Source organism: Dyadobacter sp. SG02, assembly GCF_900109045.1.
In the GTDB taxonomy this organism is placed as follows: domain Bacteria; phylum Bacteroidota; class Bacteroidia; order Cytophagales; family Spirosomataceae; genus Dyadobacter.
In genome coordinates this window covers 68042-94199 of the sequence record NZ_FNYL01000013.1, presented here as the reverse complement: position 1 = coordinate 94199, position 26158 = coordinate 68042, and the positions used below count along the sequence as shown (strand labels likewise).

Below are 26158 nucleotides of genomic sequence, written 5' to 3'. Positions count from 1 at the left end.
TCATGTCTTACCTTCATGCTCCACGCCTGATATTCACGGGCGATTTCCTGTCCGACGTCAGCACGGTCAACAACGATCCGGCGCATTACAACAACAACACTTTCCAACCCAACTTCCAGGAACCGGGACAGGGTGCTACCAACGGCTGGTGGAACCCCGAGGGAGGGGCGGTTTTCGATTTCCAGAACTGCTCGGTTAAGCAGCTCTTCCTGCCGGATGGTACGACGCAGGCCTCGCCGTCCGACGACATTATTATCGGCCAGGCCGTAGTCGGTGCCGAAGGACGGCCTACCGGCAAGATGGTCGACCTCGACCCTGACGCCCAGACGTACTCCGCATTGTGGTGCGTGCAAATCCGCATTTGCACCGCCAATGGCGATCTGCTTTTCAAAGGCGATATCGCTACCACCAGCTTCCGGGATTTGCAGCCAAGACAACTGGCCGGTGCCAAAAGAAACGGCCAGCCGCTGGGTGCAACCTGGACCTCCGTTATTACCAATATCACATGGGGCGAGGCAGCCGAAAAGTCGGCCTTCCTGCGTACGCTACGCGCCACCACGCAAGGTAATATGCTGGCTATCAACATGAACCCTTTCGGCTATTACTATAATCACAACGACGGAAGGTTTTCCCTCGGCAGGATCATCGGCTCGATCGGGCCCTATTTCGAAGGCGAACCACTCACATTTTCGCCGTCGCGCCGGTTGTACGGCATTTACCAGGCGCCAAATGCCCAGCGGACCTATTTCAGCATTTCGAATTTTCTCGTGGAACAGGATCAAAAGCGCGTCAGTGTAGATTTTGGTGCCAGTATGCCGGTTTCCGATCCGCTTGGTACGGTTACCTACAATCAGGATCTGCGTCTGGCGGTAAGCAAAGTTCCTCAGGCGGGTTTTATCAGCGAATACACGCAAGCCTATTATATCCTGCCCGAGGATATGGTCGAAATCGGGGCGATGAATTACCAGTCGGACCCGAACTGGCTTAACCAAACCGGCGGAATTGTGTCGTTCAGCGACCTGCCCGACGAAACGATGGATACCCTGCGAAGTAATCAACTACTCCTGGTAGCTCCTTCTGACTCCGTACCGGGGCATTTTGTGATCATCGCGCGGGAGGCGATCGACGGGCTGGTGGCCAGGGCGGATAATTTTGTCCTGCGGCTGGATTGCGGCGAAGCATTGAAAGTCGATTTTTATGCCTACCGGTGGGGTGTGCCGCTACCGAACGAAACCATCAGTATTTCCCTTCAACCCCCTACCCCCGACACGCCGTTAAGCGCCAGCAACCCTATTTCCGTCGTGTACGGAAACAATTTCCCTGCCGATGGCCTGGCATTCCAGGGCCAGATCACCACCGACGGGCAGGGGAAGGCGCAAATGCCGCTGACCGGCAATGCGATCCATAGTCCACGGGTGTACATCGACGGACAGATTTACAGCATCAATTACCAAACGGCTACCGTGGACCCGGCGTTCGGCCCCGAAAACCTGGTAGTCCATTTGCGCGATTATTTCCAGGCACTGCCTAACCCGGTGTGGGACGATATTTCGGAGATCATGACGCAGTACAGCAACCTCTATCCGATTATGAGCAAATACGTGGCGAACCTCGCCGACCCATACGCCCTGATCGAAAAGAAGCATATCATGCTGTTCGCATTTTCGCGGGACATCAACGACACCATGCATATGCCCGTTACCCGCGACCTGTCGGACGCCAAGCGCAATACGATTCTGAACTGGCTCAACAATCCACAGATTACCGGCAGCCCGACGGTACAAAAAGGGCTATCGCAACTCGCGGCGACCAACCCGGCGGTGCCCGGCACCGCACCTACCAAGAAGCAAGCCGAATACATCGAGGCCGTGAAGCAGAAAAACGGGTCGTTCCCCGGTTTCCGCGATGTCCTCAATTTGTTTGAAAATCTGTGATTTACGGTTAAAAATTTGATTCACCATGCTACAAATAGATTCAAAATATGTTGAGAAGGCATTGACGGCCAATGCCCTGGAAGAGCTTTATCCACTCCTTCAAAACGCCGTCGAACTCGAACATTCCACGATCCCGCCCTACCTTACGGCGATGTTCTCGCTGAAACCCGGTACCAACCCTGTGCAGCGGCAGATCATCCATTCGATCGTGATCGAGGAAATGCTCCATATGACCATCGCGGCCAATATCCTGAACGCCCTAGGTGGAACGCCTTCGATCGATCATGCCGATTTTGTTCCCGAATACCCCGGCCCGCTGCCGATGGGCATCGGCAAAGGGCTGATCGTCGGGCTGGAAAAATACTCGACGGATGTCGTCAAAAATGTGTTTATGGAGATTGAAGAACCGGAAAATCCACTGGTTTTCAAATCATTGACCCTGGCAGCAATGCCTACATTCAGCACGATAGGCCAGTTTTACCAGGCTATTCAAAAGAAGATCGATGAACTGGCGCCCGATGAGCTGCCGGGCGATAAGAGCAAGCAGGTGACGTCGTCGTTCTTTCCTGCGGACGAGCTTTTTCCTATTTATACCAAACAAAATGCGATCGACGCCATCAATATCATCATAGAACAAGGCGAGGGAACTTCCACCTCCCCGCTCGACCAGGAAGACGAGCTCGCGCATTACTATCGTTTCGAGGAATTGTATAAAGGCAAAAGGCTGGTGAAAAACCCTGATGCCCCGAACGGCTATTCTTTCTCCGGGCCCGACATTCCATTCACGCCCGACAACGTTTTCCCGTTGTTTCCCAATACCAAAACCAGCATGCTCCCGGCCGGCAGCGAGGAGCTGAACCGGATGAACGAGTTCAATACCAGCTATTATTCGCTGCTTGCAGGGCTTCATGTGACATTCAACGGCCAGCCCGGAAACCTCGATAACACCGTAGGCGTAATGTACGATCTCAAACTGACCGCCCAGAAATTGTGCGGGACGGCATTCCCCGGCAAATCCGGCTACACGATCGGTCCGTCGTTCGAGTTTATCGTTCCTGCGGGGAGTTAGCTTTTCGTCAGGCCGAGCGGACGGGCGCCCGCTCGGCCTGACATTTAAATACCCTACTCCCCTTCAAAAGCCTTCACCAGCGGCGCTATTTCCAGCCTTTTCATGGGCAGCAATGCCTGGGTGATCCTGTTGACCTGCTCGCGGGTGCCGTTTACCATCATTTCTTCTACGACAATCGGCGTGATCTGCCACGATAAGCCGAATTTGTCCTTAATCCATCCGCATTGCTCCGCTTCCGGCACCGCCGACAGTTTTTGGGTAAAATAGTCCAGTTCTGCCTGGTCCTCGCAGTTCACGACGATCGAGACACCCTCATCAAATTTGAATTTATGTTCATGCGCGCTGTCCATGGCGCTAAACCAGGCGTCTTCGAGCTTGAAATCCGCGAACATGACGGTACCCGGTTTGTCCGGCGCCATGCCTTCGGGATAATAGTGTATCGAACCCAGCTTAGCGTTCGTAAAAACCGAACAATAGTAGTTGATCGCTTCCTCAGCCCTGCCGCATTGGTCCCCGACAAACATCAACGAGTGGATGATCGGCGACCGCGGCTCCCCGTCCGGATTGGTGAGGATCAGTTGCCACGAAACGCCATATTTATCCTCCACCCAGCCATACCGCTTGCTGAACGGATATTCGTCGATCTGCATCAATGCTTTTCCGCCATCTATCAGCTTGTTCCATACTTCATCGATTTTCGCCCGCGCGGCCTCCTGTGAACCGTCGAAAAACAGCGGGTCGAAATTGACCATGAAGGAAATGGATGGATTCGGCTTGAAAATCGGGCCGGCACTGATGGCCATGAACTTTTGGCCCCAGAGCTCGAATATGACCATATCGGCGTCGCCTGACGGCGTATCTTCCATCGTCGTGACGCTGCTAACCCGTGATTCGGGAAATACCGATGCGTAAAATGCTGCCGCTTCCGCAGCTTCTTTGTCAAACCATAAGTGGGGAACGATTTTCTGCATGACCTTTTCGCTTTTGATGAATACCTTAACGAGCTTACTGACAGTGGTTACTAAAAGTAGCTAATTTCCATGCCATACCGTTGCCGCTCGCCCTGATCCGGCATAAAATACGGCCGGGGCGAGAGTACTACACCTTTACGATTTATTTCTACACCAAGAATACCGCAAGTAACTTGTGACGCGTTGAAGGTTGCATTAAATTACCTGATCAAACCGCAAATCTGATAACCTGAACGATGATCAACTTGAAACGAATGCAAAAATGGGCGGTGGCCGGCTGCCTCGGCCTGGCTTCCTGCGCCAGCTACCAGCGCAGCGACCTTTATTTCGGCCGGGACATCCCGAGCGGAGGTACCGTGAGCGGGCAGCAATGGAAGAATTTCAGCGATAGCGTCATCAGCAACTATTTCCCCGAAGGCTACACCGAATGGGACGCCGATGGCCGCTGGAAAGATACCGACACGAAGCAAACCATCACCGAGCCGACGAAAGTCGTCACATTTTTTGGCAAGAAAAGCAAAGAAAGGAGTGCCGCGCTCGACAGCATTGCCCAACGTTACCTGCGCCGTTTCCGCCAGCAGAGCGTGCTGCGTACCGACATCAAATCCAAAGTAAAATTTATCAACAAAGCACCCTGATCATTCGAAATAATGATAAAATACCTCCGGCAACTTGTTACCGAGTAAAAGCCAGTCGGCGGCGAGCGGCGCTTTGTTCAGGCCTTTGATCCACTCGTAATTCAGCTCGTACACCGCCGCGTAAATGCCGAACCGCGTCAGGAATCCTTCGCCCAGGGTGCCGGGGTTCCTGAAACTTGCTTTGGTAGCGCCTTCGGTAAACCAGGTATGCTTGCGCAGGAGCGATTCGAGTTTGTCCATACCGGCCAGGTAGGCCGTAATATCGCCGTCGGGCCGACTTACGTGCAGGTTTCCTCCTGCGTCATTATGGATGTCGAGCGCGAGGTCGGGCTTTTTATTGGCTTTGATCATCTCCTGCAACCATTGTTCGAGGTAGTAGTTCTCCGGGGCGATTTGCTCGTCGGCGGGCTTGTCCCATTTGCGGTTCAGGTCGTAGCCGTTGGCGTTGAAACGCGTCTTGCCGCGGGCCACGCCGTCCTTGTTTGCCATGGGTAATATGTAAACACAATACCGCTTCAAATAGCGCTTCGATTCCTCGTCGTTACTGAGGAGTTTTTGCACCAGCCCTTCCACCGTCCAGTTCCCGCCCGCCTCGAACGCATGCGCCCTCGCACGCAGGAACAACCGTTTTGGCGCGTTTTCGTTACCAATCCGGATGATTTCCAGCGACCGGCCCTCCGACGTTTTTCCAATGGTGGTAATGCTGGCCAGCTTGTTCTTACCAATTTTTGTTAACATTTTGTCCAGATCGCTGATCCGGTAGGGCTCCACGCTGGCAATGTAAGCGTACGGTGCCTCCATCCTGAACTTGAACAGCATTCGACGGTTCGACGGAGCGCCGCCCGACGGAACGCCGCCCGACGGTACGCCGCCCGACGGAGCGCCCGGCAATACTTCTATCGACCGGCTCTCCCACTTTTTGTTATCAAAAGAGACCACAAACCGTGAACGCTCCGAAAGGTCGCTGGCGAAACGGTTGTTCCAGATGTTGTCAAAATTTTCGAGGATCACCGTCACCTCGGTACCCACGGCCGCCTCCACCCTGAAATGGAAATGGTTGACAGCCCTGTTCCGCGAAAAGCGCTCGTGATCATACACCAGGCTCCCCACCACCCTCCCGGCGGAATCGATCCGCCAGTTCATCGGAGAGGCATTTTCAAAGCCGGTATGGACGAAAATCTTCGATGCTGCGACGCTATCGGCCTTGTCTCTCGGGTTTTGAGCGCGTACGTATGTGAGCAGGCTGGCGCCAGCGATCAGTAATGTAGCAAAAAGTCCCGTCAAAAGTATTTTTGGTTTCATAGTTCTACATTTGGATTTCACATCTGCAACGCCCCAGTGTGCACGTACACGTTCTGGAAAAGTGATTTGTAACCCTATTCTACTTTCAAAAAAGAAAGTCTGCGGAATACTGAACCGGACATTAAAAATTTGTACTATTACGATTGGTCGCTGGCACAGTTTTTAACCTGTACAGACCTGACGGAACCAACAAATAACAGATAAGTATCATGAAAAAAATAATGATCATTTCAGCAATGGCATTGTTGTGTTCGGCGGCGGTATCGTACGCGCAAACTACGACGAGCTCCACAGACAAATCGGAACCGGCGAAGGCTCTGGGGCAGGGCGTGAAAACACCTTCACCAAAGATCGAGCAAAGTACCTACCATAAACTGGCGGAGGAAGTTGAAGACGACAACTCCATGCTGTTCTCCAAAGAAGCCCTCGCAATACGCCGCAAAAACCTCACCGAGCCCGATGCAACCGTGAAGGAAGGAAGCGGATCGTCGGAAAGAAACACCAAAAACCACACCGGTACGACGGGGAATTACCGGAATTTGGCTACGCAAACGAGTGGCGTGCCTTCGCGGGAGTAAGAACGGAAGTTCTGCTGATAGCGATGCCGTTACTACTTCCTGGATGCGCTCGTTTGGAGCTGTTCGGCAGGGAAACCGTCGGCTTTCAGCTGTTCGAAACCGCCAATGTTGTAATAGGAATGAAAACCCAATGCTTTGAGGGTATCGGTTGCCTTTCCGCTGCGGTTACCGGAGCGGCAGTAAAGGTATACCGGCTTGCTTTTGTCGAGTTTGGCGATCCGGGCTTTGAAATCCGGGCTGTTGAAATTGATATTGCTGGCATACTGCAAATGCCCGCCGTCGAACTCCTCGGGCGTACGCACGTCCACGAGATAGGCTTTCCCGGCCTTGATCTGCGCCAGTGCCTGCGGATCAGGCTTGACAATGTTTTTAGGTGCTGGTTGCTGCGCCTGCACGGCGGCAATTGTGACAAAGAACAGGATGATCAGGAATGATAGCTTTTTCATTGGAATACAATACTCTATATTTCTCATAGAATTAATATACAAAACTAAGGAATTAAACTCCCTGAACTTGCCGGTACCGGCAGCGCGTATAAGGAAATCCGGCACTGTACCACCAGTGCTACTGTTTGGCAGCGCCCATTTCAGTTCTGACGCTTGACGTTTGCATTCGAAATGCGGGATAGAGAATAGCGAGGCAAGCTGAACGGTAGTCAATATACGAATTTGATTCAATGGTGTGCCCGGCCGTGATCACATCGAACGTCACCATTTGCGCACGGGAGGCGATTGAACCAGCGTCCATCCCCACAGCTCCGCAACAGATTCATTCCATTCAACGTCTGCAATCATTCCTCGTTCCACGGTGGCTCATTCAAAATTCATTCGTTCAATCATTCGGTCATTCAAAATTCACCGCGAAAGCTCACTCCGCTCGTCCTTCGCCTTGAACAGCGGGTACCCAAGCTGTACGTACCAGGGTTCTTCATGGTAATCTTCCAAACCGATGTGTTCCGAAAACGCGCGGGTGATTTTCGCAGTACCAAACAGCATATCCCAGATAAAGAACATGTTACCATAGTTGCCATTGACCACGCCAATACCATCGGCGTCGGTGGCGGCGTGGTGGGCATGGTGCGTAGCGGGGGTGGAAATGGTGCGTTCGAGTATCCACATCAGGGGATGCAGCCATTTAATGGCGTAGAGCGGCTTGTCCCAGCGCACGCTCGAATGCGCGGAAATGCCGATCAATGCTTTGAAAAAGTAGCCTATCAGGAACGCCTGACCGAAACCGAGGAAAATCAGGACCGTAGAAACAATGCGCGGCGGGAATAGCAACAGGTAAACCCACGAATTGCGGCCAGTGAGGAAAACACTCATCTCGGGTGCGCTGTGGTGCACCCGATGCCCCTTCCACAGCCACGTATACGTGTGCGCGGCACGATGCCACCAGTATTGTGTGAAGTCTTCGAGCAATGCGGTAATGAGCACGCCGGCCCAGAGCGGTACGTTTTCGAAGACATTATAATAGTCGGCGAAGAAATAGTTGAGTACATAGGCCGAGAGCAGGAAACTGAGTGGCCGCGTGATGACGCTCGAAAGAAAAAGGCCCGCAAAATTGATGTACCACTCATTTCTGGACCATTTTTCGCTTTTGTATAGACCGGTAAATGCTTCCGCGAAGCTGATTATCGCGAAAAGAATGAGGATTTCGTAATAAATATGGCTGTCTGTGAATTTCATGTTGCATAGAAAGTCTGGGTCGCGCACGAATGGCAGGCGACATATTGATAATGAAAAACGGGGAGCTTACCGGGGACGTCCGGCGTGCAGGGACTTCATTAGCAACAACAACAGCTTGCTCCGTTGGAAGCAAACGGAACGGCAGCGGAATGGCCGGACAAAGGGGTGATATGTGTAGTTTTAATCGAACGCATATGCGATGTCGTTATGAAAATGGACACAGCTTCGGGTGGTTCTCAGCTCGATTGATTGATAGAATCGAATGCAAAGTTAATGCAACGGCAAGGTAACTTCCAAGCGTTTCAACAAAAAAGTATTTAAACTCTATGGATTTAATAGATTTATATTAAAACAACGTCGGCGAGCGCCTCGGAAAACGCCCATAGTTCCCTTGCCAGCGCTCTGTTTTTCGCCTTGCCCGAAGATCTGGCTGGCTTGGAATGGGCAAAGTACTGCCCTGTTATATCGTTCAGTTCGGGTGCAGTGGCCACATTGACGATGTCGGCGGCCGCCTGCTGCGGGGTGCGGAGAAGCGGTTTGAAGAATTTCATAAACCAGGCCGTAACCCCATTGCCGTCGCCGGCAAAACTGCTCGAAACCGTGCCGGGATGGACGGCATTGGAGGTAATGCCAAATGGCGCCAGTCGTTCCGACAGCTCATTGGAAAAAAGGATGTTGGCCAGTTTCGTACGGCTGTAAATCACGAGGTCGTGGTAGTGCGGCGGATTGGCCAGCTTGGTTGTCTGGTACCTGAATGCGAAAAAATGCGCCGCGGATGCCAGATTGACCACCTTTGCCGACTCGGCGGCTTTCAGCAAGTCCACGAGGCCGGTGGTGAGAATGAATGGCCCGAGGTGATTGGTAGCGAAGGTCAGCTCGATACCGTCGACACTCGTCTGGCGGTGCTGCACGATGAGCCCGGCGTTGTTGATCAGCAAATCGATGTGCTGGTAACCTGCTTTGATCTCCTCCACCGCCTCTTTGACGGAGGCAATGCTGGAAAGGTCGCATTGGACGAAACCGGTGCTCACGGCGTTCCCGATTTCCATTTGCAACTGACGTGCCTTTGCGGCATTACGGGCAACGAGTATCAGATCATACCCTCTGCGTGCGAGTTCAAGGGCGGTAAAGCGGCCGATGCCCGACGTGGGCCCGGTAATCAGTGCTGTTTTACGCATTGAAATGGATGAAAAATGGCGCAGTGTTGCTGCGGAAATGTGGGTGGCTGTGGCGCCTAAGGTAATAACGGAACCGAAGCAAACCACCAAAGCGATCCCTTTTATTTTAAAATAAGGCCCTTTTTACCGTTAAATCATTTCCTTCCAAATGCAGAGGTAGGTTTTGTTTGTAAATTACTTGTACAAACAATTTCTACAAATTTCTCCTTCCTGCTTAAACATTTCAAACAAACTTACAATGTCTACATTCGACTTTCAACTTTGGAACAACAATGACCAGGGCGGCGGCAGCGATTCTTACAACGGTGCACAAGGCCAGGAAAACATCGATGCCAACAACGACTCCCTCCAAACCGCAGACGGCACCTGGGTAATCGTTTTTGATGAAACCGAGTACACAGGCAATGTCTGGAAAATAAACCCCGGCACGTACGAATCCGACCTCAACCACGTGAACCGGTACGATTCCTCCGGCAGCAAGGTAGGCGTCTGGAAAAACGCCATCCAGAGTTTTATCATCTACAAACAGGAACCGGCGTTCTGGGGCAGTTCGTCCTGGCCGAGCAAAAGCCAGCTGATCCAATTGCAGGAATACCAGGCATTGTTTACAGAAAATGAAGATTTCGAGGGCGATAACCGTGTTTTTACCGCACCCGATAACGAAGCATCGCTCAGCGACATAGGTTATGAGAACGATAGCGACAAAATGAGCGGTACCGGAAGTGTCTCGGCCCTGAAAACAGGTAACGGTGCGTGGCTGATCATCTTCGACGACACCGATTTTGACGGGGATTTTCAAAAAATCGGGCCGAATGTTACCTATTCCAATCTGAACGATCTCGAACGCAAAGATATCAACGGCAATAATGACGGCGACTGGCAGGATCAGATCCAGTCCTTTTTGCTTTACAACTATCAGCCGGAGTTCTGGAATACCTCCTATTCACGGCCATATGTCGATTTTACGACCTTCTACAACCTGTATCCCTACCCTACCAGCAGCGTGTCGGACAACAAGGTGGTGTACATGGTCGAAGACTCTACATACACCGTGGACTGTCCGGACTTTACCGAGCAATCCACCAAGCAATCGCTTTCCGTCAACGACGACGACGATACGACCAACCTTCCTGCCAATGGCTGGACGAAATACGGCATGAGCCTCACCCACGAAAACCCGGCGCTCACTCGCGACGATACCTGCACATTCGACGCCTATTTCGATAATACCGGCACGCTGGTATCGATCCAGCATTTCGATATGCAACTGAACGGGGCGTACCAGATCTCGCAGGCGCTGATCGATACGGTCGATTTCGTGGCGTGGTATTATGGAACCACCGGGGCGCTCGAAACGCTGGGGGTCTCGGAAGCGGCTGCGGATGCATTTGTGGATGTGTTCGACTTTGTAACGGCTGCATTCAACAAGTTTTCGGCCGCCATATACAAAGTTTCGGACAACGGGGGCCAGTTCTACTTCCTGCCCGTCGTGTGCCACACGCTCAACCGTTTGTGCACTACGGTAGCCGGCCCATTCAACGTATCTATTTACACCAATTCAAACGACTCGCGTAAAAACTACTCGATGGCATTCAATAACGGAAGTTTCCCCGGCAGTCTGAATTCCGTTATTTCAGGCAACGGTTCCGTGCAAAACTGGCAGCAGGAAAACACCGGCGATGGCGGCACATACCCGTTCAACCAGGCGGCAGAATACACCTTTGAATCCTACCCGTTCCGCACCTGGTACCAGGAATCGTCCGTATCCGCTCAGCTGGGCATATTTGTTTCCTGTAAACTCGATTACGAAATCGGCGACAACTCCAAAGACGACCACGTGATCCTGCTCATGGGTTTCAAACTGCCTGATACCAATGGCGATAAGCCGACGCTCACCTTCGCGCAGGCGACCGTGCAGTTCACCGATGGGTCCAACACGAATATCATGACGCCGCCGTACAACGACGCTTCCTCTTCCACTTCCTATTACACCTCGGATGTGATCAACTCCGTTTACAATTTCATTCAGGGCCAACTTTCGAATGTGACGATGAACAGCTCGCAGCAAGGGCGGAAATACCTGGCCGATGTGACCAAAGCCAATATGCAGGCGATCTGCGATTGTGTAAGTTTTAGTTAACAATTCAAAGAAGCCGGAACCGGCCCTGACATACCAAATCAGGGCCGGTTTTTCTATCTTTGGTCAATGCATACCGAATTCGAAAATTATCTGGCTTCCCAAACCGATCTGTCCGGCGAAACGATCCGGCATATCGGCAGCATGGCTACCATGCGAAAACTGCACAAAAACGAGGCGCTTCTCACCTCCGGGGAAATATGCCGCCATAAAGTGTTCATTATAAATGGAATGCTCAGATCGTACTATCTCCGGACGGATGGCAGCGAACATATCCTGCAATTTTCCCCGCAGCTCACGTGGACGCTCGATGTGGAAAGTTACGACAAGCAAACACCCTCGCTCGTGAATATCGAAGCGGTGGAAAAGACGGAAGTTTTACTTTGGGCCAAGCCGGATTTTGACAAATTGCTGAAAGAAATTCCCGAGCTCAAAACATTTTCGGAGCGGCTTATTGCCCGCACCATTTACCACAACCGCAACCGCATTCTGACAATCCTGAGCGGCACGCCCGAAGAACGATATCTCGAATTTGTAAACACCTATCCCGATTACCTCGCCCGCCTGCCGCTGCGCATGGTGGCCGCCTACCTGGGCATTTCGCTGAAAACCCTCACGCGCATACGTCACGCGCAGCTGCAACGCGAGGCCGGAATTATGGACAAATGACCTTGTTTGCCCATTTGAGGTATTTCAATTTTGCATCAAACAAAATTGAAACCAATATGCGTGTATTTGTAACAGGGGCCTCCGGATTTGTAGGCTCCGCCATTGTCAGGGAACTGTCAGAAAATGGTCATGAAGTAGTCGGGCTCGTACGCTCCGAAAAATCGGCCGAGTTATTGCCCGCCACCGGCGCGACGCCGCTCCGGGGCGATGTAAACGATCCTGAAATACTTCGCCAGGGCGTAGCAGACGCCGATGCCGTTATCCACACGGCTTTCAACCACGATTTTTCCCAGTTCAAAGCCAACTGCGAGGCCGACCGCAAGGTAATCCAAACGCTGGGCAACGCGCTCGCCGGTTCGGGCAAGCCGTTGGTTGTTACCTCCGGGATCGGCCTTTTGCGTTACGACAGGCCGGTAACCGAGGACGACGCCGTGAATGCCGATGCCAACGAGATCCCGCGCGCAGCGACGGAGGAAGCCGCACGCGCGGTAGCAGCCACGGGCGTAGATGTTTACATCGTGCGCCTCCCTCCCAGCGTACACGGCGCGGGCGACCATGGATTTGTGCCTATTTTGATTGATATGGCTAAACAAAAAGGCGAGTCGGCATACATCGGCGAGGGAGATAATGCCTGGCCTGCGGTGCACCGGCTGGATGCAGCGGTGCTCTACCGGCTGATCGTCGAGAAGCGGCCGGAGCTAAAAGTTTTCCATGCAGTGGCCGAAAAAGGCATTCCGTTCCGGGACATTGCGAATGCCATCGGTGCAGTACTAAACCTGCCTGTCGTAAGTAAAACCAGTGACGAAGCGGCCGTGCATTTCAGCTGGTTCGCCCATTTCGCGGCAATGGGTTGCGAGACTTCCGGAGAAAAAACGCGTGCGGCGCTGGGTTGGGACACGCATGCGCCGGGGCTGCTGGACGACATTGCTGATGCGGGTTACCTTACGGCTTCCTGATGCTGTCCGGCATTCTATAATGCGCCTTCGAAAAGTTCATGTGTTACCAACTACGCCACATCACCCGCAACGCGCTGACTATACAACGAAATAGATTTTCACTATCAAATCATAGAATTAATCGATTTTGACAATCAATTTCAGTATTATACCTTTATCCCGCTGCACAAATGCCAGATGCAGGCAATATGGTTTAACACATGAACTTATCGTAATGGAAAACGGATCAAACGACATTAGCAAATGTCCTTTTCACAATGGGACGCTGAATCATAATGTAGGCGGCGGCGGTACAAGGAACCGCGATTGGTGGCCAAACCAGTTGAAACTGAGCATCCTGCGTCAGCATTCGTCCCTGTCCAATCCGATGGGAGAACAATTCGACTACGCGGAAGCGTTCAAAAGCCTCGATCTGGAAGCAGTCAAAGCAGACCTGCACGCCCTAATGACCGATTCGCAGGATTGGTGGCCGGCCGATTTCGGGCATTACGGGCCATTGTTTATCCGCATGGCATGGCATAGCGCGGGTACTTACCGTGTATTCGACGGCCGTGGCGGTGGCGGCTCGGGCCAGCAACGTTTTGCACCGCTGAACAGCTGGCCGGATAACGTCAGCCTCGACAAGGCGCGCCGCTTGCTTTGGCCTATCAAACAAAAATATGGTAACAAGATTTCCTGGGCCGATTTGCTGATCCTGGCCGGAAACATCGCGCTCGAATCGATGGGCTTTAAAACATTCGGTTTCGCCGGCGGGCGGGCGGATGTGTGGGAAGCGGACGAGGACGTATATTGGGGATCGGAAACGACCTGGCTCGGTAACGATCGACGCTATGCCCATGGCAAGCAGGGCCCTTCCGATCATGCGGTACTGCCTGCCGACGAAAACGCGGACGGCAACATTCACTCGCGCCACCTCGAAGAACCACTCGGTGCAGCGCATATGGGCCTCATTTACGTAAACCCCGAAGGTCCGGACGGTAACCCCGACCCGATTGCCGCCGCGCATGACATCCGCGACACATTCGGCCGGATGGCGATGAACGACGAGGAAACCGTTGCATTGATCGCCGGTGGCCACAGTTTCGGCAAAACCCACGGCGCGGCCCCTTCCGACCACGTTGGTGCGGAGCCGGAGGGTGCCGATCTGGAACACCAGGGATTGGGCTGGAACAACAGTTTCGGCTCCGGCAAAGGTGCCGACACGATTACCAGCGGTCTCGAAGTGATCTGGACCACTACCCCGACGAAATGGAGCAACAATTTCTTCGAAAACCTCTTTGCATTCGAATGGGAGCTTACTAAAAGCCCCGGCGGTGCACACCAATGGGTAGCCAAAGATGCGGGCGAAATTATCCCCGACGCCTACGATAGCGCTAAAAAGCACCGTCCTACCATGCTCACGACGGACCTTTCGCTGCGCCTCGACCCTGCTTATGAGAAAATTTCAAGGCATTTCCTCGAAAACCCCGACGCATTTGCCGACGCATTTGCCCGCGCGTGGTTCAAGCTTACGCACCGCGATATGGGCCCGCGTGCCCGCTACCTGGGCGCGGACGTGCCTGCGGAAGTGCTGATCTGGCAGGACCCGGTTCCTGCGGTCGACCACGAACTGGTAAGCGAAAGCGATATTACCGGCCTGAAAGCCAACATTCTGGCATCCGGCCTGAGCGTTTCGGAACTGGTTTCCACGGCCTGGGCTTCGGCTTCGACATTCCGCGGCTCCGACAAGCGCGGCGGCGCAAACGGTGCACGCATTGCCCTCGCTCCGCAGAAAGACTGGAAAGTAAACAACCCGGCGCAGCTGCAAAAGGTACTGGGCATGCTGGAAAGCATTCAGCAGGAGTTCAACAGCACGCAGTCGGGCGGGAAGAAGATTTCTCTCGCCGACCTGATCGTGCTCGCCGGAGCGGCGGGTGTCGAAAAAGCGGCGCGGGATGCAGGGCACGCCATTACCGTTCCATTTACGCCCGGACGGACGGATGCCTCGCAGGAGCAGACCGACATCGAATCGGTAGGTTACCTGGAACCGGTTGCCGATGGTTTCCGCAGCTACCGCGGCACGAAATTGAGCGTTCCGACGGAAGCATTGCTTGTCGATAAGGCCCAGCTGCTCACGCTCACCGCGCCGGAACTGACCGTCCTGCTCGGAGGCTTGCGGGTGTTGAATATCAATTTCGACGGTTCCAAAAACGGCGTATTCACGCAGCGTCCGGGCGTGCTCACCCACGATTTCTTCGTGAACCTGCTGGATATGAACACTTCATGGAAAGCGATGGGTCCCGACCGCGAGACTTACCTCGGCACCGATCGTACCAGCGGCCAACCCAAATGGACCGCAACCCGCGCCGACCTCGTGTTCGGCTCACACGCGGAACTCCGGGCGATCGCCGAAATATACGCCAGCGCCGACTCGGGTGAGAAGTTCGTCAAAGACTTCGTGGCCGCATGGAACAAAGTGATGAACCTCGACCGGTTCGATCTGGTCTGATTTAACGATTCACTATGAACAAAAGCCGGCCGGGAGCGATCCTGGCCGGCTTTTTCAGTTCTTACCCGTTAAATGTACCCTCAGCTTTTCGTAATCGATCTTCGAGTTGTGTCGCGGGTCGAGCGGTATTTTGGGTACAAAAACAATATCCTCAAACGCTTCGGGCATTGCCTGGATGGCTGATTGAACAGCTTCGCGCCGCGCAGGATCGGTGAGCTCGATCACAGCCGTGGGCCGGTCGCGCAGCAGCATTACCGTGCCTGTTTCCACACCCTGAATGCTTTGGAAACGGTTTTCGAAAAGGAATGTCGATAACAGGCCGTCACGCGTGCGTATGAGTGACGCGCACCTGCCCGTGAGGAAAAGGTTACCATTCCAAAAACCGCTGTCGCCCGTACGGTGCCAGCATTGGGTTCCGACAAAAATCTTGTTGCGCTTCAATGCCTCCGGATTATGCAGGTAATCGCGCAGCACATGTTTCCCCGAAACGATGATCTCGCCAATCTCGCCCGGCATAACTTCCAGCTTTGAAAGCGCCTCCTCATCGGGCGCGACAATGCTTTCGTCGCTGATCCGGATGATTTTTACCGTTGCGGCGACTTCTACCTTTCCTACATTCAACCCCCTGCCTGTTTCGGAAGCGATTAATTCCCCGGCTGAAATCATACTCATCGGTTCGGCCTCGGTAGAGCCGTACACGATACCGATATGCGCCTGAGGAAATGCATTCCGGTAAATTCCAGCCTCCCTAGGAAATACCGGGGCGCCACCGGTGAGGATTTTTTGTATAGTATTTAAAACCAGTCTATTATCACTCACAAACCGGGACAATTGCTTGACAAAGAAAGGAGAAGCGATAATCGAACTGACCTTGTGGCGACGGATCTGCTCTACGACCTTCTCCGGCTTCATGCTACCGGGCCTACGCGCATTGAAATCCGCAATGACGGAGGTAATGCCTACGCCCAGGTTAATGAGTAAAACAATGGGTAAGACCGGCATGCAGACGTCGCCCGGCGAGGCGTCGCCCGGAGGATCGATAAGGGGGATCAGGGCCTGAAACTGTTCAAATAGCAAGCCGTGCGTGCGGATGGCGGCTTTGGGAGTGCCGGTACTGCCGGTAGTGAAAGTAATGAGGGCAATGTCTTCGCGGGTGGTTTTGGCGAATGCCGGAATGGGACGACCAGCATCGTACTTCAACCCCAAATGCAGCGGTATTGCCCGCAAACCAGGCAGAAGCCGTGCCAGCACCCGCCCTTTGAATGTCCCGATAAAAGCAGCGCACTGCGCCAGGCGGCAGCATTCCGCCAACCTTTTGACGCTCACCCATTCATCCAGAAACACGGCCACCGCCCCGATCCTGAAAAGTGCCAGTACGGTACGGTACAGGTCGTCGCTCATAGGTACGAACACCAGCACGCGATCGCCCTTGCGGATGCCCTTGTGCAGGAAATGCGCGGCAGTCTGGTTGACGGCATTTTCCAGATCTCCGAACGAAACAGCCTTTTCCCGGTAAATAATAGCCGGTTTGTCCGGGCTTTTGCGAGCGGCCTCGTGAAACAGATCGACGACGTTGAACCGGTCAGGCAATGTGTTTTCCATACAAAATGTAATTCCTGTAATGGGTGCCGGAAAAATGGGTGGATAATTGGGTGGAAGTGCCCTGCTCGTAAATAAACGAATGAATGGCACTCGTGTAGCCCAGCTCCACCGCATTACGGTAAATGACGTTCCCGATTACGTGCCCCAGGCCCCGCCATTCCGGGCCGGGATGCCGGGCCAGCGTTTTGACAATCAGTGATTTGCTTTCAGTATTATAAAAATCATGAATACAGAAAAAGTAGCCGAGCAGATTGCCTGCGCTGTCTTCGGCGAGCAATGTCAGCCCGGGGTTGATATAAGTTTTCGTTTGCAAATACTTTTTCATAAAAGCCTCCCTGCTGATGGGCGTGTACAGGAAATTGGTTTTGAAAGCCAGTAAGTTAAAGTCATAAACCCGACCGATTTCCGCTTCAAAGTTGGTCAGATCGATCGGCCGGATCTTCACGCCCATCCGCTCAAACGCCCGTTCGCGGGCCAGGATTTCGGGGTTATCGGGCTCCAAACCGTGGTCTATATTGCTGTAATACTGCGCAATGGGCCCGAAGCCGGCCGTTTTGAATTGGGTATTGTAATATAAATGATGGTAATGCTCGGTAAAGAACAGTGGATTGTGATGATCGGCCAAAAAACGGTACCCTTCCCACGTGTTGCCATTCATCGGGCCGATGAGCCACCCGCCTCCCCAACTTTTGACAACGGAAGCAATATGCCCCAGCAATGTCGCGGCATATTCCCCGCCATCTGCACATTCGTAGTTACCGATCGAAAAAGCATGTCGACCGGCATATTGCAGCAACGGATTATCGTAAATACTCGCCCTGGCAACCACATTTTCCCCATCCTTCAACAAATAGCAGGCTCTCAGAAAATCGGTCGGAATGGTGTCCGGCGTTTTGAACCGCAGGCTGTCAGGCGGGTAAATCCGCTTCGGCAACTCCGTAAACAACGGAAAATCGGCATGGCCGGGGCCGGTTTCGGTGATCGTGATCATAGTATCAAACAGAGGGTTAACACAACGCTTGCAGGGATCGTGAAGTTATCCATTCCTTTTACACCCAGTGCTTCCGCAATCGTCGCTACGATAGGTACCGACAGGATCAGCATCATTCCGGAGGGGATATTGTTAAATGCAGTAACCGTGGCAGCCGTTACCAACCATGCGCTCACCAGGAACGCCAACGAGCCGGCAACCGATTTGCCGCAACCCAAAACCTGGTATTTCCCGAACGGCAACCGCTTACCGACGAGCGCCGCTACCGGGTCGCAAATCGCCAGGATCAGGATCGGCAAATAGAAGACGATCAGCCCATTACCTTTCATTTCAAATACCAGAAAAAGCATATAGACGATCACGGGGAACAAAATACTGCCGTACGAAAAACGGTCGATCGCATTGATGGAAGGTAACCAGCCGAATTTCAGACTAGCTAGTAAAATCACGAGGAAGCTCGCGCACAGGAATAGTACCTGCCAGTGACTGACGAGCACGACCGGAAAAAACAACGTCAACAGCCCGGTACCGATATGCACGATTTTGCGTGTCCATTCCGCCCGTACTTTCCCGAAATGATACAGCGCCTCGGCCAGGCCGAAAAGCGCGAGAAAACAAGAGGCGAGAATGAGCGGAGGGATAATTTCTTTCATAGCTGTCAAATGCGGCGCATTACCGGACGACCTGATCGACGATAAAACCGTTGTAAAAAAAGCCTTTATCGATGGCTGTCAAACGCTCGGATTCGGCGCGCAGGTATTCTGCGTTTTCGGGCAATACCTGGGAAATCCGGCGCGGTACCATCAGGTTCCAGTAGGCCAGCCTGCCGCCGTTTTCGGTGCCTGCAACAAGTGTTCGGGCTGTTTCCCGAAACAAATCGGCGTCCATATATTCAAAAATATCGGAAAGGTTTAAACTGTGAAACGGACCATACTGCGCGATTGCCGTCTGTGCATACCCCTCCTTTAAATGCAGCCTGTCCAGATGGGCACGAACAATTGGGTAATGCGCTTTTTGGAGGTAATGGGGCAAAAGGCCGTCGAAACTGCCGGTGAGTGTGTATCTCAAAATATAATTGTCCTGCGCGGCTACGGAAGCAAGTTGCGCAGCGGCTTTTCCAAAAATAAATTCGGAGACAGAACCTTGCACCTGCTTCTGAAACTCGGGATCGCGCCCGTATTTACCCATCACATATTTGCTGAAAAAGATACGGAACAGCAGCCGCCAGCGCCAGGTATTCCATTTGTTTTGATAAAAATGCGCTTGCTCCGCCGCCGTCTTGCTTTCAAATAATGCATTCACCACGCGCCGGGAATGTATCCACGGTAGTATCTTCCCGCTGAACAGTTGAAAGTATTTCTCGAACTTCCCCTGATGAATGACTCCGTTGGCGATCAGGGTAAGATTTGACTCCCAATAGGCTCTTGTGGCGCTGCCCAACTGATTTTTCAAAGTGTGAAAGCATTGCAAACGACTGTCGGAATGCGAAAATCCGAGAAATGCCAGCGCCTCCTCCCATTCCAGGTTTTGAATGCAAACCTTTTTCAATTCAATCAGAAAAAGCTGTGTCGGATTGATATCGACTGCTACGACGAGCCCGGGATCGGTCGTCAGGAAAGCGAAGCTGTTATCCCCCGCGGAGCCTATCGAAAGGATCTTGCTACCAGGCGCGGGCGCAAGGCCGGCAAGTAAAATACCGGCATCCTCCCAGCAGTTGGCGTACCGGATAATATCAAAATTGACCCTTTTTGTTAAATCCTCTTTCGTCATCGGGAAATAGTCCTGATTATGCCCGTACTACCATCCATTTCTATTTCATCCCCGGTTTTCAACGTTTTCAGCAGGCCGGTTACGCCTACAATGCAAGGTTTGCCCATCTCGCGGGAAACGATCGCCGAATGGCTCAGCAAACTCCCCCGCTCTACGATAATGCCCAGCGCGCCTGGGAAAAGCGTCACCCAACCGGGATCGGTGCTGGTAGTAACCAGAATATCGCCATTCAGCGACGGCACTTCCGCCGGGTCGGTTACTACCCTCACCCGGCCCGTTACCCGGCCGGGCGAGCAGCCGATACCTTTCAGACCGCCCTCCGGTTTTTCAATCCGGTCGATGCTGAAAAAATCGTTGCCGTGGTAGGGCACGCCGTAAGTCGCAAATCGCTCCGAGAGCGGGCCCAGCTCTTTATAATGTTGAAATTCAGCCTGCCGGAGCGCCACCAGCGCTTTGATATCCTGCGTCACCGCCGTGCCTTCGATATAAGCAAAAATCTCTTCTTTGGTCAGGTAAAAAATATCCCTCGCATGGCCGAGCATACCGTCGGCTTGAAACCGTTTCCCGATAAAACTAAAAATCTCGCGTACGATCCCGAATGCGCGGGTACGCTCGTACCGCAGGTTCTCGCGGGCGCTCACGAGCTCGCGTGTGTAACGCAGCGTGAGGCGCAATTTCCAGCCTGCGATCATTTTCCCTTTCAAATACCCCGCTATCCCGCGCTCCGCATTGGTACGGATCACGTCTTCCCGCTCGCCGGAAAACTGCGCACCGGTAATACCCGTTTCCACGTAAGATTTCAGCACCTTAATAAACCGCGCCGGCTCCTGACCGTAAGAAATCGTTTCGAGTTTCAGCTCTCCCACGCACCGCTCGCCAAAATCCCCTATGTAGCGCTCGATCTCGATTCTCAGCCGTACGAATTCCGGATCGGTGCTTGCGCTCAGTACGTCGTGGATCTCGTATGCATTTTGTTCCAAAAACAGCTGTTTCAATGCAGGAACCCCCGCAATGTGCGCGGCAATGGCGATGCTGCGGTGCACGGGTTGAACGGAAATAATGTCGTTGCTGCCGCATAGCAGGTCGTTGTGGAGGTTCGGGTTTTCGCCGCCGGTGATCTGCCCGCATTGTTTTTGGAGCATGCCAAACCATATCATCGCAAAGAAATCGTTCAGCAGCGGGGCTTTCCATTCGAGCAATAGTTTCCGCTCGAAATCGAGGTACAAATGCATGAGCTCACCGGCATTTTTTTCTGCAAAAGGGATTGCCTTGTATTCGCTGATCGTACGCGCTACCAATTGCATGAACTCCCGTCGTTTCCGCGGCAGGGCCCGGAAGCGGAAAAGCATTTGCACAGCCATTTTCACGATGCTCCACCACGCTTTGCCTTTCGATAAACGATACGATTCGGGAATATCGAACTGCTCCTTCACCCCCATCATTTTCTCCATATAGCGCGCATTGATGCTGTAACCCGGCAGCATCGCCAGCATGTGGTACCAGGTTTTGAGGTTATAGTACACCCGGCCGTTCAGAAACCCCAGCGTATTGGCAAACACCCGTTCATTTTTTCGTATAACCGATTCACTGACACCCAGATAAGCACTGAATAGCTTATAGGCCGTTTCGTATGATTTGCTGATAAAAGAGAATGTGAGCGGGGTGGTAACGCCCGGGTACGACTCGATGATATTGCTATTGTCCCAGAGGATATAGTTACCGGCCGGCGTCGTTTTTAATGTGGTAATGGGCCTTGTCTGAAGTAAATAAATCCGGTCGTTCCGCACCGCGAACTCGATGTCCTGCGGCTGGCCCAGCTCCTTTTCGAGCGTATCGAGTATTTCGCCCAGCCGGTAGATTTGTCCGTCGGTAAGCGTCGGTTCCGCCGCCTTTCCATTGGCTAAAACGGATTGTATTTCAGCCCCATTCAACACAAATTGATCTGCATTAACCTCGCCCGAAACCAGGCTGTCGCCCAACCCGAAAACGGCATTGATCACCTTTTCCTGCCGGTTACCGGTGAGCGGGTTTGCCCCGAAAGCAACCCCCGCCGCATCCACATCGACCATTTCCTGCACGATCACCGCCACACCGCCGGGATCAGAAAGCCCGTGGTGCTTTCGATACGTCGTCACCCGCTCCGAAAATGCAGACCGGCGCACATCCGCGATCCGCGCGGACAGCTCCGCGGGCGTCACGCACAGGTAACTCTCAAACTGCCCCGCGAACGAAAATGCCGTACCATCTTCGGCAACCGCCGACGAGCGTACGGCGAAATGGCGTGTGCCTTCAAATGTATCCAGCAATCGGGGTACCAGTTCGGATTCCGGAACGCCGGCCAGCAATGTTTCCCACGGGATCACGACAAAGCGCGGTACCGGCAATGCGAGCGCTTTCAGGCGGAACAGGTTTTCGGCCTTGCCGCCAATGGTGACGCCGGTTGTTTTTTCTGGCTCGGTATCGGAAATGAAGTGCATCAATGGAACAGCAATTTTGAGATCATCGGCCCCGCGCCGAGCGTCAGGTACATGGCGATCGTCCAGAGTGCCGATCCGTATTCGACCATTTTTGAAAGTTTGGGGGTTCTATTCCTTAAAAATAACACCGCCGGCAGTGCGCATATCAGGAACACAACGCCGAGGATCGTCAACACCGCATGGCCATAACCTGCAAATACCGACGCTGCCACGCTGAGCGACAGCGTTACCGCCAGCACGGCAAGCCACAACCCTATGGCCGTAGGCGCGCCGAGCATCGAGGTGTACGTGAGTACCCCTTCCGATTCCTTTTCGGGGGCGCGGATCTTCCGGCCCACTTCGAGCACAATGCCATTCATATAGGATACTGCAAAAAAGAAAAACAGACCCTCGGGTGCGTGTACGCCCGCGATAAGCCAGTCGAGGCCGCTGGCGTAAATGTCGATCAGCGGAATGATGAACATATGCGAAGTCACATACCAGAACTGGTGCCTTTTGAGCCAATCGGCCACGAAAAACTCCTTGCCCATGAGTGTGAGGTACGCGACGACCACGCCGTAAATCAAAAGCATTTCAGGAAAGAAAACCAGGTTCACCGCAATCTGCGCGATGACTACCACAATGCCGATCCAGGCTAGTTCATGGTAGGTAACAAGCCCACGCGGAACGGGCAGTTCCTGCCGGAACCGGGCATCGTCTTCCGCGTCTTTGAACTCGTCGAATATCCTGACCAGCAGAAAAAGGGATATCGTCGTAAAAACCCCGACCGCAAATGTTTTCAAATCCACAAACCCTTCTGCACCCCGGCATATCCGTGAATACGAAATGGCCGAAAAGCTGAATGCAGCCACGAGCAAGCCGTGGCCCAGCAAGGGAAACCGCTCCTTTTGATAAATATAAAACCGGCGGAAAAACGGTGCGCTGTTCTCCGCGGCATTGCTGAATGCATTTCCCTGGGCCGGTAGCTTCATTTTTTCCGGCCGAATTTCTGGTGTGCTGCCGTAAACCGGCCCGCCGAAAGCGCAGCCGCAATGGAGATTTCGCCTGCCAGCACCAATGCGCCGCATATTTCGGCAAACTTCCGGGTTTTGCCCGCGCCATAGCAACCGAGCAGTTCCAGGCACTCTTTCTGGGTGGGTAGCGAAGTACCGCCGCCGACTGTGCCGACGATGAGGTTGGGCAGCGTCACCGACACGTACAAGTCGCCGTCATCCGTCAGTTCCATGCGGGTAATGCCTACCGAAGCCTCCGAAACGCAGGCCACATCCTGGCCGGTAGCGATAAACAGCGCGGTCAGGCCGTTCGCATAATGCCCCTGGGCGCCTATGGAGCCGCTCTGTATCGTCCCGATCGTCGACGAGCGCCAGTATTCCGCCATTGCTACGGGCGTTGTTTTCAGCACGTCGGTCACGATTTTTTGAGGAAGGGTAATTTCGGCGGTAATCTTCTTGCCTCTTACATTCGCAAATGACTGCGAAGTAGCCTTTTTATCACCCGAAAAATTGCTCTCGATAAACCAGAATCTCGGCTGTACCGGCGCGTTCCGGATAATGTATTGACAAATAGCGTCCGTACAGATCGTGACCATATTCTGCCCGGAAGCGTCGCCTGTGTGGTATTCGAATGTGAGAATGAGGTGGTTACCTTCTACATTGGATTTCATATCGATCAGCTTCGCATAGCGGCTGGCCGATTCGGTAATGCGGCGGAATTCTTCGAGCTGGCCCAAAATCCAGACCAGAAAAGTACCCAGGTTGCCCAGGTTGTCGAATTTAAAAACCGGTGACCGCTGTACGCCGTCGATCAGGCATACCGAAGTTGCGCCCCCGGCCATATAACATGCCCGCGCCCCGCGGTTGTACGATGCCACCAGACTTCCCTCGCTCGTCGCCATAGGAACATAAAAGTCCCCTTTCGCCATCGAACCCAACACCGAAACCGGCCCGACGATACCCGTAGGCACCATCGACATCCCGATGTAATTTTCAATATTCCCTTCCAATCTTGAAACATCCGAAAAAGGCTGTTTTCCGCTCAGAAAAGGGAAATCATGGTCTGTTTTTTCCAGCAGGTATGCCAGGCGCTTTCGGATACCGTCCACCGAAACGGGTATTTCAGAGGGCAAAGCTTCCGGTAGCGACTTACTTAACGGTTTATTTTTAATGTCGTCCAGTAACTGTTCAAGATCTTGCAGGGCGCTCATGGCGTGGAGCGCCTTTTTGGTGGTTTCGCTGGTTGAAGACATAGGATAGATAAGTATTTGACAGCAAAGGGGTTTACACGAACGATGTGTCAGTTGGCAACCGCTAACATACTAAATTTCAAATACCCAAACACCAATTACTTAGTAAACAGATAAGCCTCTCCATCCTGCGTAGCCGTGAACGCATTCGATTTCGGGTTGAATTCGATTACCAACCGCACCGCATCGAGTTTAAAGACGTCTTTTTTAACGCGCGTCAGCTGGTAAACCGGTTGCTCCGCCGGTTGAAAATACAATTTGTTGTTGGCATAACTGATCGTCACTTTCATCGGGATCTGCCCGTTCGAATAGGCACCGATGTACGGTTCCACCTCCGAGGCCGTCAGCGGCGGTGCATTGAAATCGGGGATGGCAACGGGAAACTGATAGTACGCGCTGAGGAGCGCAACGAAGAGATCGTTCATCGGGTAATCCACGCCATTGCAAAAGACGGTAGCCGTCAGACTGTCGCCGGGAAAGTACGCGGTCGCGGTATGAAAGCCGTCGATTCCGCCGGTGTGGCCAAAACCTTTTCGCTCGTAAAATGGTGTCGACACAAGCCCGATACCGAACGTATCGACGATCCCGGTCATTCTGCGCAGGCTTTCCGGGGATACCAGCCGGCCGTTAAATAGCGCATGGATAAAGGCCGTCACATCCGCTGGCGTCGAAACGGTTGCCCCGGCACCGAGCAGCTGGCTCCAATGCGCCTCATCCCGCTTTTCCCATCGTGAAGTGTAGGTATAAGAATACGCGTCGCCTTTCGACGGGTCCATCATCCCTCCGAAACGCGTGTTTGTAAGCCCGATACGATTGCTTATTCGCTCTTGCAGGTTCTTTTCGTAAGATTTTTTGGTAACATCCTCGATGATAAAACCGAGCAGAACGTAGCCGGTATTGCTGTACCTGACCTCCGCGCCGGGTGCGAAATCGGATTTATATTTTTCGAAATCCGCCAACAGTTGCCCCCGCGTGCGGGGTTCGGTCTGGAATTTCCAGAATGCCTCGTCGTTGGTAAAATTATGGATACCCGCGCGGTGGCGCAGCATCATTTCGATCGTGATCTGCCCGGCATTGGGAATATTTGGGAAAAATTGATCCAAATGCGTGTCCAGCGCCAGCTTCTTTTCCTCCACGAGCTGCATGACCATCGTCGCGGTGAAAGTCTTGGTGATGGAGCCGATGCGGTAACGGGTCGCCGGTGTGGCTTTCACACTTTGGGTACTGTCGACTACCGCGTAGCCGATCGCCCTTTCATATAACTTCTTCCCGTTATGGCTCAGCAGCACGCTCGCCATCGATTTATGGTGAATGGAAAGCGTGTCGAACAGCCGGTCGAGAGCGGCCGTATCGATTTTTTGGGCCGATGCGGAAAAGGCGAAGCATAATGCGACGATTGGTAACAGTTTGAGCTTCATGCGGGGATGTGGTCTTTTTTACAAATAAATCACATAGCCCGGTTCTCGGGTAA

The 26158-nt window shown here is 53.1% G+C and carries 21 protein-coding genes; 8 read left to right on the top strand and 13 right to left on the bottom strand.

The genetic code is table 11. From position 1 onward, the window contains the following. Positions 1-2: 2 nt before the first annotated feature. Both BMW93_RS26405 and BMW93_RS26400 read left to right on the top strand, forming a co-directional pair. Positions 3-1934, top strand: a complete 1932-nt coding sequence (locus BMW93_RS26405) for a hypothetical protein (RefSeq protein WP_090383489.1) — start codon at positions 3-5, stop codon at positions 1932-1934. Between the two features lie 25 nt (positions 1935-1959). Beyond that, positions 1960-3003 carry a ferritin-like protein gene (locus BMW93_RS26400; protein ID WP_090383487.1) on the top strand — a complete coding sequence of 348 codons (1044 nt, stop codon included), beginning with the start codon at positions 1960-1962 and terminating at the stop codon, positions 3001-3003. Positions 3004-3056: 53 nt separating this feature from the next. Here BMW93_RS26400 and BMW93_RS26395 read toward each other — a convergent pair whose 3' ends face one another. Continuing rightward, positions 3057-3974 (bottom strand): VOC family protein, encoded by a 918-nt coding sequence (locus BMW93_RS26395; RefSeq protein WP_090383485.1) that lies wholly within the window; start codon positions 3972-3974, stop codon positions 3057-3059. A gap of 236 nt (positions 3975-4210) precedes the next feature. Between BMW93_RS26395 and BMW93_RS26390 the strand changes: the two genes are divergently transcribed. Beyond that, positions 4211-4612, top strand: a complete 402-nt coding sequence (locus BMW93_RS26390) for a DUF3574 domain-containing protein (RefSeq protein WP_229240832.1) — start codon at positions 4211-4213, stop codon at positions 4610-4612. On the opposite strand, the gene BMW93_RS26385 is transcribed toward BMW93_RS26390, so the two are convergent. Then, a complete protein-coding gene (locus tag BMW93_RS26385; RefSeq protein WP_090383483.1) occupies positions 4613-5914 on the bottom strand; it encodes a M14 family zinc carboxypeptidase in 1302 nt (433 codons plus the stop codon). Between the two features lie 209 nt (positions 5915-6123). On the opposite strand from BMW93_RS26385, the gene BMW93_RS26380 reads away from it, so the two are divergent. Next, positions 6124-6492: a hypothetical protein gene (locus BMW93_RS26380; protein WP_090383480.1), complete on the top strand. Its 369-nt coding sequence runs from the start codon at positions 6124-6126 to the stop codon at positions 6490-6492. A gap of 32 nt (positions 6493-6524) precedes the next feature. Here BMW93_RS26380 and BMW93_RS26375 read toward each other — a convergent pair whose 3' ends face one another. The 3 genes from BMW93_RS26375 to BMW93_RS26365 all read right to left on the bottom strand — a co-directional run bounded on the left by BMW93_RS26375 (position 6525) and on the right by BMW93_RS26365 (position 9355). Then, positions 6525-6938: a rhodanese-like domain-containing protein gene (locus BMW93_RS26375; protein ID WP_090383478.1), complete on the bottom strand. Its 414-nt coding sequence runs from the start codon at positions 6936-6938 to the stop codon at positions 6525-6527. Between the two features lie 408 nt (positions 6939-7346). Beyond that, on the bottom strand, positions 7347-8177 hold the full coding sequence (locus BMW93_RS26370; RefSeq protein ID WP_090383475.1) for a sterol desaturase family protein: 831 nt from the start codon (positions 8175-8177) through the stop codon (positions 7347-7349). A 341-nt stretch (positions 8178-8518) separates the two neighbouring features. Next, the gene (locus BMW93_RS26365) at positions 8519-9355 is read right to left on the bottom strand and encodes an SDR family NAD(P)-dependent oxidoreductase (protein ID WP_143061729.1); all 837 of its coding nucleotides are present in this window, start codon (positions 9353-9355) and stop codon (positions 8519-8521) included. Positions 9356-9593: 238 nt separating this feature from the next. Between BMW93_RS26365 and BMW93_RS26360 the strand changes: the two genes are divergently transcribed. The 4 genes from BMW93_RS26360 (at position 9594) to katG (ending at position 15605) form a co-directional block, all read left to right on the top strand. Then, positions 9594-11495 (top strand): hypothetical protein, encoded by a 1902-nt coding sequence (locus BMW93_RS26360; RefSeq protein WP_090383471.1) that lies wholly within the window; start codon positions 9594-9596, stop codon positions 11493-11495. Between the two features lie 66 nt (positions 11496-11561). Then, positions 11562-12161 (top strand): Crp/Fnr family transcriptional regulator, encoded by a 600-nt coding sequence (locus BMW93_RS26355; protein ID WP_090383469.1) that lies wholly within the window; start codon positions 11562-11564, stop codon positions 12159-12161. 56 nt (positions 12162-12217) lie between these two features. Next, positions 12218-13117 carry an SDR family oxidoreductase gene (locus tag BMW93_RS26350; RefSeq protein ID WP_090383836.1) on the top strand — a complete coding sequence of 300 codons (900 nt, stop codon included), beginning with the start codon at positions 12218-12220 and terminating at the stop codon, positions 13115-13117. Positions 13118-13331: 214 nt separating this feature from the next. Next, positions 13332-15605, top strand: coding sequence for a catalase/peroxidase HPI (gene katG, locus BMW93_RS26345; RefSeq protein ID WP_090383467.1), 2274 nt, complete (start codon positions 13332-13334; stop codon positions 15603-15605). Between the two features lie 54 nt (positions 15606-15659). Here katG and BMW93_RS26340 read toward each other — a convergent pair whose 3' ends face one another. The 8 genes from BMW93_RS26340 to BMW93_RS26305 form a co-directional block, all read right to left on the bottom strand. Beyond that, positions 15660-17207: an AMP-binding protein gene (locus BMW93_RS26340; protein ID WP_090383464.1), complete on the bottom strand. Its 1548-nt coding sequence runs from the start codon at positions 17205-17207 to the stop codon at positions 15660-15662. Then, positions 17188-18198, bottom strand: a complete 1011-nt coding sequence (locus BMW93_RS26335; RefSeq protein ID WP_090383461.1) for a hypothetical protein — start codon at positions 18196-18198, stop codon at positions 17188-17190. Before BMW93_RS26335 ends, BMW93_RS26340 begins: the two co-directional genes overlap by 20 nt. Further along, positions 18195-18851, bottom strand: a complete 657-nt coding sequence (locus tag BMW93_RS26330; protein ID WP_090383458.1) for a diacylglycerol/polyprenol kinase family protein — start codon at positions 18849-18851, stop codon at positions 18195-18197. The genes BMW93_RS26335 and BMW93_RS26330 overlap by 4 nt, the downstream gene beginning before the upstream one ends. Before the next feature lie 19 nt (positions 18852-18870). Next, positions 18871-19968, bottom strand: coding sequence for a DUF3419 family protein (locus BMW93_RS26325; RefSeq protein ID WP_090383456.1), 1098 nt, complete (start codon positions 19966-19968; stop codon positions 18871-18873). Continuing rightward, positions 19965-22445, bottom strand: coding sequence for a PEP/pyruvate-binding domain-containing protein (locus tag BMW93_RS26320; protein ID WP_090383454.1), 2481 nt, complete (start codon positions 22443-22445; stop codon positions 19965-19967). The genes BMW93_RS26325 and BMW93_RS26320 overlap by 4 nt, the downstream gene beginning before the upstream one ends. Then, positions 22445-23416: a UbiA family prenyltransferase gene (locus BMW93_RS26315; RefSeq protein WP_090383453.1), complete on the bottom strand. Its 972-nt coding sequence runs from the start codon at positions 23414-23416 to the stop codon at positions 22445-22447. The genes BMW93_RS26320 and BMW93_RS26315 overlap by 1 nt, the downstream gene beginning before the upstream one ends. Continuing rightward, positions 23413-24690 carry a hydroxymethylglutaryl-CoA reductase gene (locus BMW93_RS26310; protein ID WP_090383450.1) on the bottom strand — a complete coding sequence of 426 codons (1278 nt, stop codon included), beginning with the start codon at positions 24688-24690 and terminating at the stop codon, positions 23413-23415. The genes BMW93_RS26315 and BMW93_RS26310 overlap by 4 nt, the downstream gene beginning before the upstream one ends. Before the next feature lie 95 nt (positions 24691-24785). Continuing rightward, positions 24786-26105, bottom strand: coding sequence for a serine hydrolase (locus tag BMW93_RS26305; RefSeq protein ID WP_090383448.1), 1320 nt, complete (start codon positions 26103-26105; stop codon positions 24786-24788). Positions 26106-26158: the final 53 nt, after the last annotated feature.